Source organism: Mesorhizobium sp. M7A.F.Ca.US.008.03.1.1, from assembly GCF_003997495.1.
Taxonomy (GTDB): domain Bacteria; phylum Pseudomonadota; class Alphaproteobacteria; order Rhizobiales; family Rhizobiaceae; genus Mesorhizobium.
Window position 1 is genome coordinate 36,053 of record NZ_RZRU01000021.1, and the last position, 13,718, is coordinate 49,770.

The window sequence follows — 13,718 nt, forward strand, 5'->3', positions numbered from 1 at the left end:
GGGTGAGGGCTAATCGGAATTGATAGCCTTTGGAAACGCACAGGCAGTCACGCCGCCGGCGGGGCGCAAGTTTCGCCGATCACGGGAACGTGATGCCGGAGCTGCTTGAACGAAAAAAGCCCCGCGCGAGGCGGGGCTTTGAAAGCTGGAGAAAGCACTGCGCCTTCTATTCGGCCGGTGATGGTTTCTTTCGGAACAGCGCGACCAGATTGTCCCACAGCTCGATCTTGGCGCCTTGGCGCTTCATGATGATGCCCTGCTGGAGGATCGACAGCGTGTTATTCCACGCCCAGTAGATGACCAGGCCGGCCGGGAAACCCGCCATCATGAAGGTGAAGATGACAGGCATCCAGGTGAAGATCGCCGCCTGCGTCGGATCCGGTGGCGTCGGGTTCATGCGCATCTGCAGGAACATGGTGACGCCCATGATCAGCGGCCAGACGCCGATCATCAGCATGTGCGGCAGGGTGACCGGGATCAGGCCGAAGAGGTTGAACAGCGACGTCGGGTCGGGTGCGGCCAGATCCTGGATCCAGCCGAAGAACGGCGCGTGCCGCATCTCGATGGTGATGTAGAGCACCTTGTAGAGCGAGAAGAAGACCGGGATCTGCAGCGCCACCGGCCAGCAGCCGGCAAGCGGGTTGATCTTCTCGGTCTTGTACAGCTCCATCATCGCCTGCTGCTGCTTCATCTTGTCGTCCGCGTATTTCTCGCGGATCTCGAGCATCTTCGGCTGCACCTTCTTCATGTTCGCCATCGACGCGTAGGACTTGTTGGCGAGGGGGTAGAAGATGGCCTTGACGATGACGGTGGTGGCGAGGATGGCCAGGCCGAAATTACCGAAGAATTTGTAGAGCGTGTCGATCAGCCAGAACATCGGCTTGGTGATGAAGTGGAACCAGCCCCAGTCGATCAGGAGATCAAACCGCTTGATATGACGGTCCTCCGCATAGGCGTTGATCTTGCCGACTTCCTTGGCGCCGGCGAAGATTTCGCTCTCCACCGTCGCCGACTGGCCGGCATCGACGGTGATCGGGTCGGTGAGGAAATCGGACTGGTAGCGATGGCGGCCGTCCTCGAAATAGGCGTAGCGCGGCTGGAACGGCTGCTTCTCGGTCGGGACCAGCGTCACCGCCCAGTATTTGTCGGTAATGCCGAGCCATCCGTCGGTCGACTTGCCCGGCGTGAACTGCTTGTCCTTCTCGATAGACGCGTATTTGTGCTCCTGAAGGCCTTCGGTGCCGGTGAAGCCGATCAGGCCCTCATGCAGCACATAGGTGCTGGCAACGAGCGGCTTGTCGAAGCGGGTGACGCGGCCGTAATTGGACAGCGAGACGGCGGCCGTGCCCGCATTCTGCACCGTGTCGGACACCGTAAACATGTAGTTGGTGTCGACGGAAAAGGTGCGCTTGAAGGTCAGGCCCTTGTCGTTCGAATAGGTCAGCGTGACCGGGGTCGTCGGCGTCAGCGTCGCATTGCCGTCGACGGCCCACACAGTCTCGGGACCGGGCACCGCGCCGGTCTTGTCGTTGCCGACGAAGCCGATCTCGGCATAGTAGCCATTGGGCAGTGCCGCCGGGTTGAGCAGGCTGATCTCGGGTGAGTTCTTGTCGACCGTCTCGGTGTAGTGCTTGAGCTTGAGGTCGTCGAGACGGGCGCCGGTCAGGTTGATCGAACCCTCGAGGCTCGGCGTGTCGATCCTGGCGCGGGTCGTCGTGGCGAGTGCCTGTTCGCGGCCGGCCGGCGTCACGGCGTCTGTTCCCGGTGCATTCGGAATGGCGCCAGGGGCGGCGGGCGTTTCGGTGTCGGTACCGGGATTGGTGCCGGCGGCCTTCTTCTGCTCCTCGACGCGCTGCTGTTCGACGCGGGCGGCTTCGCGCTGCGCTTCGCTGCGCGGCAACACGTAGAAATATTGCCATACCGCCAGGATCAGCACCGACAGCGCGATGGTGATGAAGAAGTTCCGGTTGTTTTCCATCGAAAGCCCTTGGCCTATCGTGTTCCGCGCAGTCGGCGGGAGAGTTCGGCCTTCAACTGGCCGAACGGAGTGGTAAGCACGTCTTCGCGCCCGACGATGACATAGTCATTGCCAGGCGCCATGTCACTTGCAGCATGCGTGCGGACGGCTTCTCTCAGCCGCCGCCGGACGCGGTTGCGGACAACCGCATTGCCGACCTTCTTGGTGACGGTGTAGCCGACGCGCGGCGACAGGCCGTCGCCGCGGTCGAGAACCTCAACGAGAAAAAGCCGCCCGCGTCGCTTTTCACCACGACGGACGGCCAGGAATTCAGCGCGCTTCAGAAGCCGCTTGGGATTTGGTCCCACTGGCTTGCCGGTTGCGGGCAACGATCTCGTCTTCCGTTCAGGCGCTGAGCCGCTTGCGACCGCGGTTGCGGCGAGCTGCGACGACGCCGCGACCACCCTTGGTGGCCATGCGGGCACGGAAGCCGTGCCGACGTTTGCGGACGAGTTTAGACGGTTGGTAGGTACGCTTCATTTGTTTTAATACCGCGGGGTGCGGCCCTTCTTGATTCTGTCACTGTGTAACAGGAGCTTTGCCGGGCCGGCTTTGGCGCGATCGAAACCGCGCCGGGACGAATGGCCCGAGCGTGTGCGGGCTTATAGAAAGAAGGCTTTTGGAAGTCAATCCGGAGTCGTCGGGCGCAATCCGGCTCCGTTCAGGCCGGTTTATGTTTGCGACCAAGGATGAAATTGGCAAAAAAGCCGTAATCGCCTAATCTGCGTTGATCAAGTGATCGTGAAGACATTAGCCGCATGAGCGAAACCATACAGGCACAGGAAGGGATCGGCACGGCGGGGTCCACCGAGGCGCCAGCCACCGTGCGCACGGTTCCGCTGTCGCGCGGCCTGTCGACCAAGCTGCTGCTGCTGACCATCGTCTTCGTGCTGTTGGCCGAAGTGCTGATCTTCCTGCCCTGGATCGCGAGCTACCGGCTGAACTGGCTGAAGGAACGGCTGAGCACGGCGGCGGCGGTGTCGATCGTGCTGGTGCAAGGCGAATCCACCTCGCTGTCGCGCACGGCCCAGAACGACGTTCTGATGGCGATCGGCGCCAAGGCGATCGCGGTGCGCGACGGCGGCGTCTCGCGGCTGCTGGTGGTGGCCGAAATGCCGCCGAAGGTCGACGAGCACATCGATATCGCATCGATCGGCATGATCAAGGGCATGACCGGTGCGCTCGACACGCTGTTTTTCGGCGGCGACCGGATGCTGCGCGTCTTCGGCCCGGTCGGCGACTCGGATAAGGAGTTCGAACTGATCATGCCGGACAACAGCCTGCGCAATGCGATGCTGCGCTATTCGCGCAATGTCGCCTTCGTCTCGCTACTGATCTCGCTGTTCACCGCCATGCTGGTCTATGCCGCCATCGACCTGATCATGATCGGGCCGATCCGGACGATGACGCGCTCGATGCTGTCCTTCTCCGAGGCGCCCGACGATCCCGGACGGATCATCCATCCGGCTGCCCGCGCCGACGAGATCGGCGTTGCCGAGCGCGAGTTGTCGCAGATGCAGGAGCGGTTGCAAAAAATGCTCTCCGAGCAGAAGCACCTTGCCGACCTCGGCCTCGCGGTCTCCAAGATCAACCATGACATGCGCAACATCCTGGCCTCGGCGCAGCTGATGTCGGACCGCCTGCGCCAGGTCAAGGATCCGACGGTGCAGGCCTTCGCGCCGAAACTGCTGCGCGCGCTCGACCGCGCCGTGTCCTATTCCGAAGGCGTGCTTCATTACGGCCGCACCCAGGAGCCGCCGCCGGCGCGCCGACGCTTGAGGCTGCGCCAGCTGGTCGAGGACGTGCACGGCCTGCTCGACATCGAGCAAGGCATCGAGTTCGTCAACTCCGTCGAGCCGGCCTTCGAGGTCGACGCCGATTCCGATCAGCTGTTCCGCGTGCTCACCAATCTGTGCCGCAACTCGGTGCAGGCGATGGCGGCCGACAGCGAAAGCGCCCTGGTGCGCCGCCTGGCAGTGTCGGCCGTGCGCCTGGGCAGCGTCAGCCGCATTGCCGTCAGCGACACCGGCCCCGGCCTGCCGCCCAAGGCGCGCGAAAACCTGTTCGCGGCGTTTCGTGGCTCGGCCCGCAGCGGCGGCACCGGCCTTGGCCTGGCGATCGCGCACGAACTGATCCGTGCGCATGGCGGCACGGTGGAGCTGGTCGAGAGCATTGGCGGGCGCACCACATTCGCCGTCACCATCCCCGACCAGCCGGTCCGGCTCGACCAGGCCCGCAACGGCCTGCGCCGCCCGGCCTGATCCTTTAAGCACTGTCTGCCCGACGCTCGTGCCTCTCTGGGCAGGTGCTTCTTCCTGCCGAGGAGGAAACGGGCCTCGGCTTCGGACCGTTTCCAAGCGCCGGAATCCGGGCCGTCATCGCGAGCCGAGGCCCTTGTGACAAAACTTTTGCCGGATCGGCTTGCTTTTCCGAAATTCAGTCGCTAGGGAACACGTCTCGTCGCGGCCGGTCGTTCACGATCGGATCGCGGGGTCATGGAAAGCATGGCCTGTTGCGCGCCCGTAGCTCAGCTGGATAGAGCACCAGACTACGAATCTGGGGGTCAGGAGTTCGAATCTCTTCGGGCGCGCCAAAACCATCCATGAACTATGGTTCGTTGATTGAGACCGCTGCTGCTCGACGGCGCAGACGAGGCGGAAACCAGCGGAGCCTGACTTGACCCTGTCCTCTACCAGCATCAAGCGCGCCCTCATCACCGGCGCGGGAGCGGCCGACGGCATCGGCTTTGCCATTGCCCGGCAGCTGGGCCATGCCGGTCATGCCGTTTTCCTCACCGGTGCCAGTGCGCGTGTGCTCGATCGCGCCGCCGAGTTGTGCGCCGAAGACATCGATGCCAAAGCCGTGGTCGCCGATCTCACCATCGCTGACGATGTCGCGCGGCTGCGGGCCGAGGTCGGCGCGGTCGATATCCTGGTCAACAATGCCGGCATGAGCTCGCTGGCATCGCCCTCGGCCGACAAGGCGTTTCTCGCCATGACCGAGGCCGACTGGGATCAGGGGATCGACGTCAGCCTGAAGACGGCATTCCTCGTCACGAAGGCGTTCTTGCCGGCGATGATCGAAGCGGGCTACGGGCGCATCGTCAATGTGGCGTCGGTCACCGGACCACTGGTGTCTTTCGAGGGCACATCAGCCTATTCCGCCGCCAAGGCCGGCATGGTCGGCCTGACGCGTACGCTGGCGCTGGAAGTGGCGAGACACGGTATCACGGCCAATGCCGTGGCCCCCGGCTGGATCGAAACGGGATCGTCGAGCGAGATGGAGCGGATAGCGGCCCTGCACACGCCGCCGGCGCGGGCCGGGCGGCCGGATGAGGTGGCCGCCGCGGTGGTGTTCCTGGCCTCGGAAGGTCCCAGCTATATCAATGGCGCCCTGCTGGTGGTCGACGGCGGCAACAGCCTTCAGGAGCGCAAGGGCTGAAGGCTCAAAGGTGCTTGTCGTCCGGGTCGGCGGCGGGCACACCTCGCCCAAGCTCCTCGCCCCTCAAGACGCCTTTGCCAGAAAATTGCGATAGTCCGACTTCGCCTGCAGCAGGCGCAGCACGTTGTCGCGTGAGCCCCGCACATGGGCGCGCGCCAGGGTGCCGGCTCTGGCAGCGTCGCCGGCGCAGATGGCGTCGACGATCTCGGCGTGCTCGTCGCGGGCGATCTTCCATTCGTCCAGCCAGAGCAGCTCGGTCCAGACATAGTGCTGGCACTTGTCGAGGATGCCGCACAGCATGTTGTGCAGCATGACATTGCCGCTGATTTCTGCGATGACGCGGTGCAGGTCGATGCCGACTTCCAGTTCCTGGAATTTTTCCCGATTGGTGCGTTCCGGAATGGCAGCCAGCCGCTCGCATTCGGCCAGCATGGCGCGCAGCCGCGCCTTGTCCTGTTCCGTCGCGGCCGCTGCCGCAAGTTCCGTCGCATGGCCGTCGAGCAGTTCGCGTATCTCGAAGGCTTCACGGAACATGGTGATGTCAAACTCGGTGACGACATAGCCTTGGCGCGGCCGGCCGGTGACCAGTCCGTCGCGCTCGAGGCGATTGAAGGCCTCGCGCACCGGGGTCCGGCTGACAGTCAGCTTCGCGGCGATGTCGTTTTCGGTGACGCGTGAGCCCGGCTGAATCTGGCCGGTCACGATCATCGCCTTGAGCGCGGAGTAGACCGAGTCGCGCAACGTATTTTTGGTTTCCTTGGCCAAGCTTCCCTTCCCACTTCTCCGGCTTTTCAGCCGGAACACGCATAGCTGTAGCCGCAGTCGGCATAATTTGCCACGCCCCCGGCGGCGCCGTCATTCACCAAGCTGGTCCGGCACGAAGCGCGTAAATTTCGAGCGCGCCGGCGGTGTTGACAACATCGATCGCTAGGCTACACTCAAAATTGTATACAAAATAGCATGCCAAATCAAAAACAATGGGAACACCGGTTGGAGAGCCGAAAAATGAACAGAACCAGAAGCGCTAGTATCGTTGCGATGGCGGGCCTCATGGCTTCGCTCGCGGCCCCCGCCATGGCGGGCGACACCATCACCGTCGCCTCATGGGGCGGCACCTATCAGGAGGCGCAGACCAAGGCGTTCTTCAAGCCGACCGCCGATGCGCTCGGCATCACCATCAAGGAAGACACCACCAACGGCCTCGACGACGTGCGGCTGCAGGTGACCGGCAATGCGGTGAAATGGGACATCACAGAACTTGGCGCCGACGAATGCGCGCGCGGCTCGAAGGAAGGGCTGTTCGAGAAGCTCGACTACGGCATCATCGACAAGAGCGGCATCAACCCGAAGCTTGTCCATGACGACTGGGTCGGCATTTCCTACACGTCGGTCGTGCTCATCTACCGCACCGACGTTTTCGGCGACAAAGGCCCGAAGACCTGGGCCGACTTCTGGAACGTGGAAAAATTTCCGGGACGGCGTGCGCTGAGCGGCAGCCAGGCGACGGAAACGCTGAGCGTCGCGGCACTGGCCGAGGGCATTCCGATCGACAAGGTCTATCCGGTCGATATTGACGGCGCGTTGAAGTCCGTCGACAAGATCCGTGGCCATATCGACGCCTGGTGGACCTCCGGCGCCCAGGCCATGCAGCTGGTCAAGGACGGCGAGGTCGACATGGCGAGCATCTGGAACGGCCGTGCCGGCACCTTGAAGAAGGAAGGCGCGCCGGTCAGCTTCTCCTTCGACCAGGGCGTGCTGACCGCCGACTGCATGGTCATCCCGAAGGGCGCCAAGAACAAGGAAGCGGCGATGAAGGCGCTGGCGATGTTCGTCAGCCCGCAATTGCAGGCCAATCTGCCGCTCTATGTCGACAATGGCCCGGTCAACGAGAAGGCTTTCGAAACCGGCAAGATCCCGCAGGACAGGCTCAAGGACATCAATTCGGCGCCCGAAAACGTCAAGAAGCAGGTGTTGCAGGATGCAGAATTCTGGCGCGACAATCTGGTCGAGGCGACGGAAAAGTTCAACAATCTGATCCAGCAATAGGCTGCGGCCGCAACTCAACCACGGCAGGGCGACGCTTCGCCCTGCTTTCGCCGCCTCAGCCCTGGGAGAGAAGAATCTTGTCCATTGCGCCATCCGCGTTGCCGATCGGCATGCGCGGGATCGAGAAACGATTTGGCAGCGTTGCGGTCTTGCGCGACCTCAACCTCGATGTCGAGGCTGGTGAATTCCTGACGCTGCTGGGGCCTTCCGGTTCCGGCAAGACAACGCTGCTGATGATCCTGGCCGGTTTCGTGCGGGCCAATGCCGGCTCGATCAGGGTCGGCGGCGACGAGATCATCACCACGCCGCCGCACAAGCGCAACATCGGCATGGTGTTCCAGAACTACGCGCTGTTTCCGCATATGAACGTCTTTCACAACATCGCCTTTCCACTGAAGCAGCGCGGCGTCGCCGCCGCCGAAACGGCCGAACGTGTCGAGAAGGCGCTCGATCTGGTGAAGCTGCAGGGCCTGGGCGAACGCCGGGTCGACCAGCTCTCCGGCGGCCAGCGCCAGCGCGTGGCGCTGGCGCGCGCCATCGTCTTCGAGCCGCGCATCGTGCTGATGGACGAACCCTTGTCGGCGCTCGACAAGGGCCTGCGCGAGCATATGCAGATCGAGCTGCGCGCCCTGCATCGCCGGCTCGGCATGACCACCGTCTATGTCACGCACGACCAGCGCGAAGCCATCACCATGTCGGACCGCATCGCGGTGATGAACGCCGGCCGCATCGAACAGCTCGACAAGCCCGAAACCCTCTACGCCAGGCCGCAAACGCGGTTTGTAGCCGGCTTCATCGGCGAATCGAATTTCATTCCGGTCGAGTGCCGCAACGGCTCCGTCTGGTACGAGGACCGGAGAATCCATACGGCGGCGCCGACGCCGGCGGCAGGCCGGCACCTGATGGTGGTGCGGCCGGAAAAGCTGCAGCTCCTGGCAAATGCCGAACCGGCAAGCGGCGTCAATGTGCTCGAGGCGAAAGTCAGCGACATCATTTATCAGGGCGACAGCTTCGTCTGCTATGCGGCGTTGCGCGACGGCCGGCAGCTGACTTTGCGCGACTATTGCCGCAGCGATGTGCTGGCCAAAATGCCGGCGCCCGGCCAGCCAGTCTCGTTCGGTCTCGATGCGCAGGACACGATCCTGGTGGCGGCAGACTGATGAGCGCGCAGACCGCCCTCATGCAGCAGAAAGCCGGCCGCCCGGGCCCGGATCTGAACACGCAGGCGCTGCACATGGACGCTCGGCGCGAGTCGTTGCGGCTGCTGGCGCTGCTGTCGCCGAGCCTGTTGCTGGTCTTCGCCATCATCATCGTGCCGATCGGCTGGCTGTTCTGGCTGTCGCTGTTCGACGAAGCCGGCGCGCTGAGCGCCGCCAACTATGCGCGCTTCTTCGAGCAGGCCTCCTACATCAAGACCTTCATCACCACCTTCAAGGTCGCCTTCATCGTCACCGGCGCCTGCGTCCTGCTCGGCTATCCCCTGGCCTATATGCTGTCGCAACTGCCGCGCCGGGCGGCGTCGATCTGCCTGATCTTCGTCATCCTGCCCTTCTGGACATCGGTTCTGGTGCGCACCTATGCCTGGCTGGTAATCCTGCAGCGCAAGGGCCTGATCAACAGCTGGCTGATCGACCTCGGCGTCATCAGCCAGCCGCTGTCGCTCGCCAACAATTTTTCCGGCGTCGTCATCGGCATGACGCATATCTTGCTGCCGTTCCTGGTGCTGCCGCTCTACGCCTCGATGAAGACCATCGACACCGACTGCCTGCGCGCCGGCATGAACCTCGGCGCCGGTCCGGCCGCCACCTTCCGGCAGATCTTCTTTCCGCTGTCGCTTCCCGGCCTCGCCTCGGGCGTGGTCATCGTCTTCGTGCTGTGCCTGGGCTTCTTCGTCACGCCGGCTCTGATGGGCGGCGGCAAGGTGATCATGTGGGCGATGCGCATGGAACAGACCACCAGCCTCTATTCCAACTGGGGTGCGGGTGCCGCACTTGGCGTGGTGCTGCTGGTGGTCACGCTGGCACTTCTCGGCCTGTTCCAGTGGCTGCTCGGCGCGCGCGCCACGGGTGTGTGGAGTTCACGATGAGCGAGGATTTCGGCCTGCCGATCTCGCACCGGCAACGTCTGTGGCTCTACTGCCTCGGCGGCCTCGTGCTGTTGTTCCTGATCGCGCCGTCGATCATCATCGTCATCATGTCGTTTTCGGATTCGACGCTGCTGCAATTCCCGCCGCAGCAATGGTCGCTGCGCTGGTACCAGGCCTATTTCGGATCGCTGGAGTGGCGCGACGCGACGATCGTCTCGGTCAAGGTGGCTGTCATGACCGTGCTGGTGGCGACGCCGCTCGGCACCGCTGCAGCCTATGCCATCAACCGGGGCACGCTGCGCTTCAACGGCACCATCAACGCACTGCTGACGGCGTCGCTGATCGTGCCGGTGATCCTGATCGGCATCGGCACCTTCTTCCTCTATGCGCGGATCGGGCTCAACAACACGCTGACCGGGCTGGTCATCGCGCATACGGTGCAGGCGCTGCCGCTGGTGGCGCTGACCGTGCTGTCGGGCCTGCGCTCCTACGACATGAACCAGGAGCGGGTGGCACGCAGCCTCGGCGCCGGCCGCGTCGCTGCCTTCTGGCAGGTGACGATGCCGCAGATCCGCTTCTCGATCGTCTCGGGCGCGCTGTTCGCCTTCATCACCTCCTTCGACGAAGTGGTGGTTTCGCTGTTCATCTCGGGCGGCGAGACGACAACATTGACCCGCCGCATGTTCAACGCGCTGCGCGACCAGATCGACCCGACGATCGCCGCCATCTCGACCTGCCTGATCGTGCTCTCGGTCGTGCTGTTGTCGGTTGCGCAGATCTTCGGCCGGCGGCATTGATTTCACCAGACCAATTCGCAGAAGTGACCAATTTGCAGAAGTGACCAGGGGATATCCAGACAGAATGCGTGATTTCCAGTTTCCCGGCCGCTCGCCGGTTCGTGCCACCGAGGCGGTTGCCGCAACCTCGCATCCGCTCGCAACGCTTGCGGCCATCGAGATGCTGCGCTCCGGCGGCAACGCCATGGATGCCGCGGTCTGCGCCGCCGCCGTGCAGGGCGTGGTCGAGCCGCAATCGACCGGCATCGGCGGCGACTGCTTCGTGCTCTATTCTCCCGGAGGCCAGGGCAATGTGCTGGCCTTCAACGGCTCCGGCCGCGCGCCTGCCGGGGCGACGGTCGACTGGTACCGCGAAAAAGGCTTCGATCGCATCCCGTTGCAGGGCCCGCATGCTGTCACCGTGCCGGGCGCCGTCGACGCCTGGAGCCGCCTGCTGGAGGACCATGGCCGCAAGGGCTTTGCCGAGGCGCTGGCGCCGGCCATCCACTATGCCGAAAACGGCTATGTCGTGCATGACCGCGTCGCCTTCGACTGGGCCGAGCCGGAGACCGACCTGTCGGCCGACGAGCATGCCGCGCGCATCTTCCTGCCCGGCGGCAAGGCGCCAAAGGCGGGTGACGTCCACAGGCAGCCGGAACTGGCGGCGACCTTGCGCATCATCGCCAAACACGGCCGGGCCGGTTTCTACGAAGGTGCGGTCGCCAACGATATGGTGAGCCGGCTCAACGAATTGGGCGGACTTCATTCGGCCGAGGATTTCGCCGCGACCAGAGGCGATTACGTTACGCCGGTCAGCACCTCCTATGGCGGCCATGAGATCCATCAGATGCCACCGAACAATCAGGGGCTGACGGCGCTTTTGATGCTCAATTTGCTGTCGGGCTTCGAGCTTGGCGGGCTCGATCCCAATGGCGCCGAGCGCCTGCATCTGGAGATCGAGGCGGGACGGCTGGCCTATCGTGACCGCGACCGTTACGTCGGCGACCAGGACCAGATCCTGGTGCCGGTCAAGCAGCTCCTGTCCGGCGCCTATGCCGACCGGCTGCGCGCCGAGATCGACCGCGACCGCGCCATGACGCATCTGCCGCGCGTGGAGCTGCCCGGCAGCGACACGGTCTACATCTCCATCGTCGACCGCGACCGCAACGCCGTCTCCTTCATCAACTCGACGTACTATTCGTTCGGCAGCGGCGTCGTCGGCCCGAAGACCGGTATCGTGCTGCAGAACCGCGGCTCGAGCTTTCGCCTTGAGCCTGCGCACCCGAACGCAATTGCGCCCGGCAAGCGGCCGATGCACACGATCATGCCCGGCATGGCGACGAAGAATGGCCGCGTCGTGATGCCGTTCGGCGTCATGGGCGGCGGCTACCAGCCGTTCGGGCATGTTCATCTGCTGACCAACATGATCGACTTCGGCATGGACCCGCAGCAGGCGCTGGATGCGCCGAGGGTGTTTTACAATGACGACACGGTGGAGGCCGAGCGTGGCGTTCCCACTGATGCGATCGAGGGCCTGCGCCGGCGCGGCCACCGCATAGCCGAGCCGCATCACCCGCTGGGCGGCGGGCAGGTGGTGCTGATCGACTGGGAGAAAGGGACGCTGACCGGCGCCTCCGATCCGCGCAAGGATGGTTTGGCGCTTGGATATTGAGGCGATCCATTGTCCAATGGCGTATCCATATCGAGGCAAGCCCGTCAGCAGGGCTCCCGCCAATAGTCGTTCGAAATCCAGCCGGTGACCATGACCCAAACCGAAACCCACGCAGACCTTTCCCGCCGTCTCGCCGCCGGCGCCGATGATGCGCCGGCGATTTCGGCACCCGACAGGGCGACGCTCAGCCATGGCGGCTTGCGCGCGCTGATCGCCACCACGGCGGCCGCGCTGCATGCGCGCGGCATCGGCCGGGGCGACAGGGTGGCGATCGTGCTGCCGAACGGGCCAGAGATGGCCACCGCCTTCGTCGCCGTGGCGGCCGCCGCCTCGACGGCGCTGCTCAACCCCGCCTACCGGGCCGACGAGCTCGATTTCTACCTGACCGACATCGGTGCCAAGGCGATCCTTGTCGCGGAGGGCGAGAGCGGACCGGCGGTGACGGTGGCCGAGCGGCTCGGCATCGGCGTGCTGCGGTTGGTCGTGCAGCCGGACACACCGGCCGGCAGCTTCACGATCGAGGGTGCGGCGATCGGACCGCAGGCAGCGCCCGACATGGCGCAAGACAGCGACATCGCACTGTTGCTGCACACCTCCGGCACGACATCGCGTCCAAAGCTGGTGCCGCTCAGTCATGCCAACATCGCGGCCTCATCAGCCCATATCGGCGCGACGCTTCAGCTAACGGCCGATGACCGTTGTCTCAACATTATGCCGCTGTTCCACATTCACGGCCTGATCGCGGCCGTGCTGTCGTCACTGGCTGCCGGCGGCAGCATCTATTGCACGCCGGGTTTCAACGCGCTGCGCTTCTTCCAGTGGCTGAGCGAGGCGCAACCAAGCTGGTACACGGCAGTGCCGACCATGCATCAGGCGATCCTGCCCAGGGCGGCGCGCAACACCGAGGCGCTGGCGGCAGCGCGTCTGCGCTTCATCCGTTCATCCTCGGCGTCGCTGCCGGCGCAAGTGATGGCCGAACTGGAAGCGACCTTCGGCTGCCCGGTGATCGAATCCTACGGGATGACCGAGGCCGCCCACCAGATGGCGTCGAACCGGCTGCCGCCGGGCCAGCGCAAGCCCGGCAGCGTCGGTGCCTCCGCCGGCCCGGAGGTGGCTGTCATGGCGCCCGACGGGCGGCTGCTCGAGCCCGGCGAGACCGGCGAGATCGTCATCCGCGGACCCAACGTCACGGCGGGTTACGAGAAGAACCCGGATGCCAATGCCACCGCCTTCGCGCATGGTTGGTTCCACACCGGCGATCAGGGCGTGCTGGACGAGGACGGCTATCTCAGGGTCACCGGACGGCTCAAGGAGATCATCAATCGCGGTGGCGAAAAGATCTCGCCGCTCGAGGTCGACGATGTGCTGATGGATCATCCGGCGGTGGCGCAGGTCGTCACTTTCGCCATGCCGCATGACAAGCTGGGCGAGGAGGTGGCGGCGGCGGTTGTGCTGCGTGAAGGCATCAGCGCCACCGAGGGCGACATCCGCACCTATGCCGCGACGCGGCTTGCCGACTTCAAGGTGCCGCGCAAGATCCTGATCCTGGACGAGATCCCCAAGGGCGCGACCGGCAAGCTGCAACGCATCGGCCTTGCCACCAAACTCGGGCTCTAGTGCATGTCGCTTGGAAGTGTCCTCGGTTCCGAGATAACGACATGCATAAAATCAAAGGCTGAC

Annotated in this window: 12 protein-coding genes and 1 tRNA gene; 9 read left to right on the forward strand and 4 right to left on the reverse strand. The window is 64.2% G+C overall.

What is annotated here, in order from left to right; all coding sequences use genetic code 11:
* Positions 1-166: 166 nt before the first annotated feature.
* From yidC to rpmH, 3 genes are read right to left on the reverse strand one after another with little or no spacing between them, the layout of a single operon-like run.
* Positions 167-1,978 carry a membrane protein insertase YidC gene (yidC, locus tag EOA16_RS24795; RefSeq protein ID WP_127260548.1) on the reverse strand — a complete coding sequence of 604 codons (1,812 nt, stop codon included), beginning with the start codon at positions 1,976-1,978 and terminating at the stop codon, positions 167-169.
* Positions 1,979-1,992: 14 nt separating this feature from the next.
* The gene (rnpA, locus tag EOA16_RS24800; RefSeq protein ID WP_027040126.1) at positions 1,993-2,346 is read right to left on the reverse strand and encodes a ribonuclease P protein component; all 354 of its coding nucleotides are present in this window, start codon (positions 2,344-2,346) and stop codon (positions 1,993-1,995) included.
* A gap of 16 nt (positions 2,347-2,362) precedes the next feature.
* Positions 2,363-2,497, reverse strand: coding sequence for a 50S ribosomal protein L34 (gene rpmH / locus EOA16_RS24805; RefSeq protein ID WP_008833937.1), 135 nt, complete (start codon positions 2,495-2,497; stop codon positions 2,363-2,365).
* 278 nt (positions 2,498-2,775) lie between these two features.
* Here rpmH and EOA16_RS24815 point away from each other — a divergent pair, with 278 nt between their 5' ends.
* The 3 genes from EOA16_RS24815 to EOA16_RS24825 all read left to right on the forward strand — a co-directional run bounded on the left by EOA16_RS24815 (position 2,776) and on the right by EOA16_RS24825 (position 5,458).
* Entirely contained in the window at positions 2,776-4,278 is a 1,503-nt protein-coding gene (locus tag EOA16_RS24815; RefSeq protein ID WP_127260549.1) for a HAMP domain-containing sensor histidine kinase, read from the forward strand.
* A 255-nt stretch (positions 4,279-4,533) separates the two neighbouring features.
* Positions 4,534-4,610 (forward strand) — tRNA-Arg (locus EOA16_RS24820).
* 83 nt (positions 4,611-4,693) lie between these two features.
* On the forward strand, positions 4,694-5,458 hold the full coding sequence (locus EOA16_RS24825) for an SDR family NAD(P)-dependent oxidoreductase (RefSeq protein ID WP_245456016.1): 765 nt from the start codon (positions 4,694-4,696) through the stop codon (positions 5,456-5,458).
* A 63-nt stretch (positions 5,459-5,521) separates the two neighbouring features.
* On the opposite strand, the gene EOA16_RS24830 is transcribed toward EOA16_RS24825, so the two are convergent.
* A complete protein-coding gene (locus EOA16_RS24830) occupies positions 5,522-6,223 on the reverse strand; it encodes a GntR family transcriptional regulator (RefSeq protein ID WP_127260550.1) in 702 nt (233 codons plus the stop codon).
* 240 nt (positions 6,224-6,463) lie between these two features.
* Between EOA16_RS24830 and EOA16_RS24835 the strand changes: the two genes are divergently transcribed.
* The 6 genes from EOA16_RS24835 (at position 6,464) to EOA16_RS24860 (ending at position 13,655) form a co-directional block, all read left to right on the forward strand.
* Complete coding sequence (locus tag EOA16_RS24835) at positions 6,464-7,504, forward strand: ABC transporter substrate-binding protein (protein WP_127260551.1); 1,041 nt, start codon at positions 6,464-6,466, stop codon at positions 7,502-7,504.
* Between the two features lie 77 nt (positions 7,505-7,581).
* Positions 7,582-8,664, forward strand: coding sequence for an ABC transporter ATP-binding protein (locus tag EOA16_RS24840; RefSeq protein WP_127260552.1), 1,083 nt, complete (start codon positions 7,582-7,584; stop codon positions 8,662-8,664).
* Positions 8,664-9,590, forward strand: coding sequence for an ABC transporter permease (locus tag EOA16_RS24845; RefSeq protein WP_127260553.1), 927 nt, complete (start codon positions 8,664-8,666; stop codon positions 9,588-9,590). Before EOA16_RS24840 ends, EOA16_RS24845 begins: the two co-directional genes overlap by 1 nt.
* Positions 9,587-10,387, forward strand: coding sequence for an ABC transporter permease (locus EOA16_RS24850; RefSeq protein ID WP_127260554.1), 801 nt, complete (start codon positions 9,587-9,589; stop codon positions 10,385-10,387). The genes EOA16_RS24845 and EOA16_RS24850 overlap by 4 nt, the downstream gene beginning before the upstream one ends.
* 64 nt (positions 10,388-10,451) lie before the next feature.
* Entirely contained in the window at positions 10,452-12,038 is a 1,587-nt protein-coding gene (gene ggt, locus EOA16_RS24855; protein WP_127260555.1) for a gamma-glutamyltransferase, read from the forward strand.
* A 90-nt stretch (positions 12,039-12,128) separates the two neighbouring features.
* On the forward strand, positions 12,129-13,655 hold the full coding sequence (locus EOA16_RS24860) for an acyl--CoA ligase (protein WP_127260556.1): 1,527 nt from the start codon (positions 12,129-12,131) through the stop codon (positions 13,653-13,655).
* Positions 13,656-13,718 lie beyond the last annotated feature (63 nt).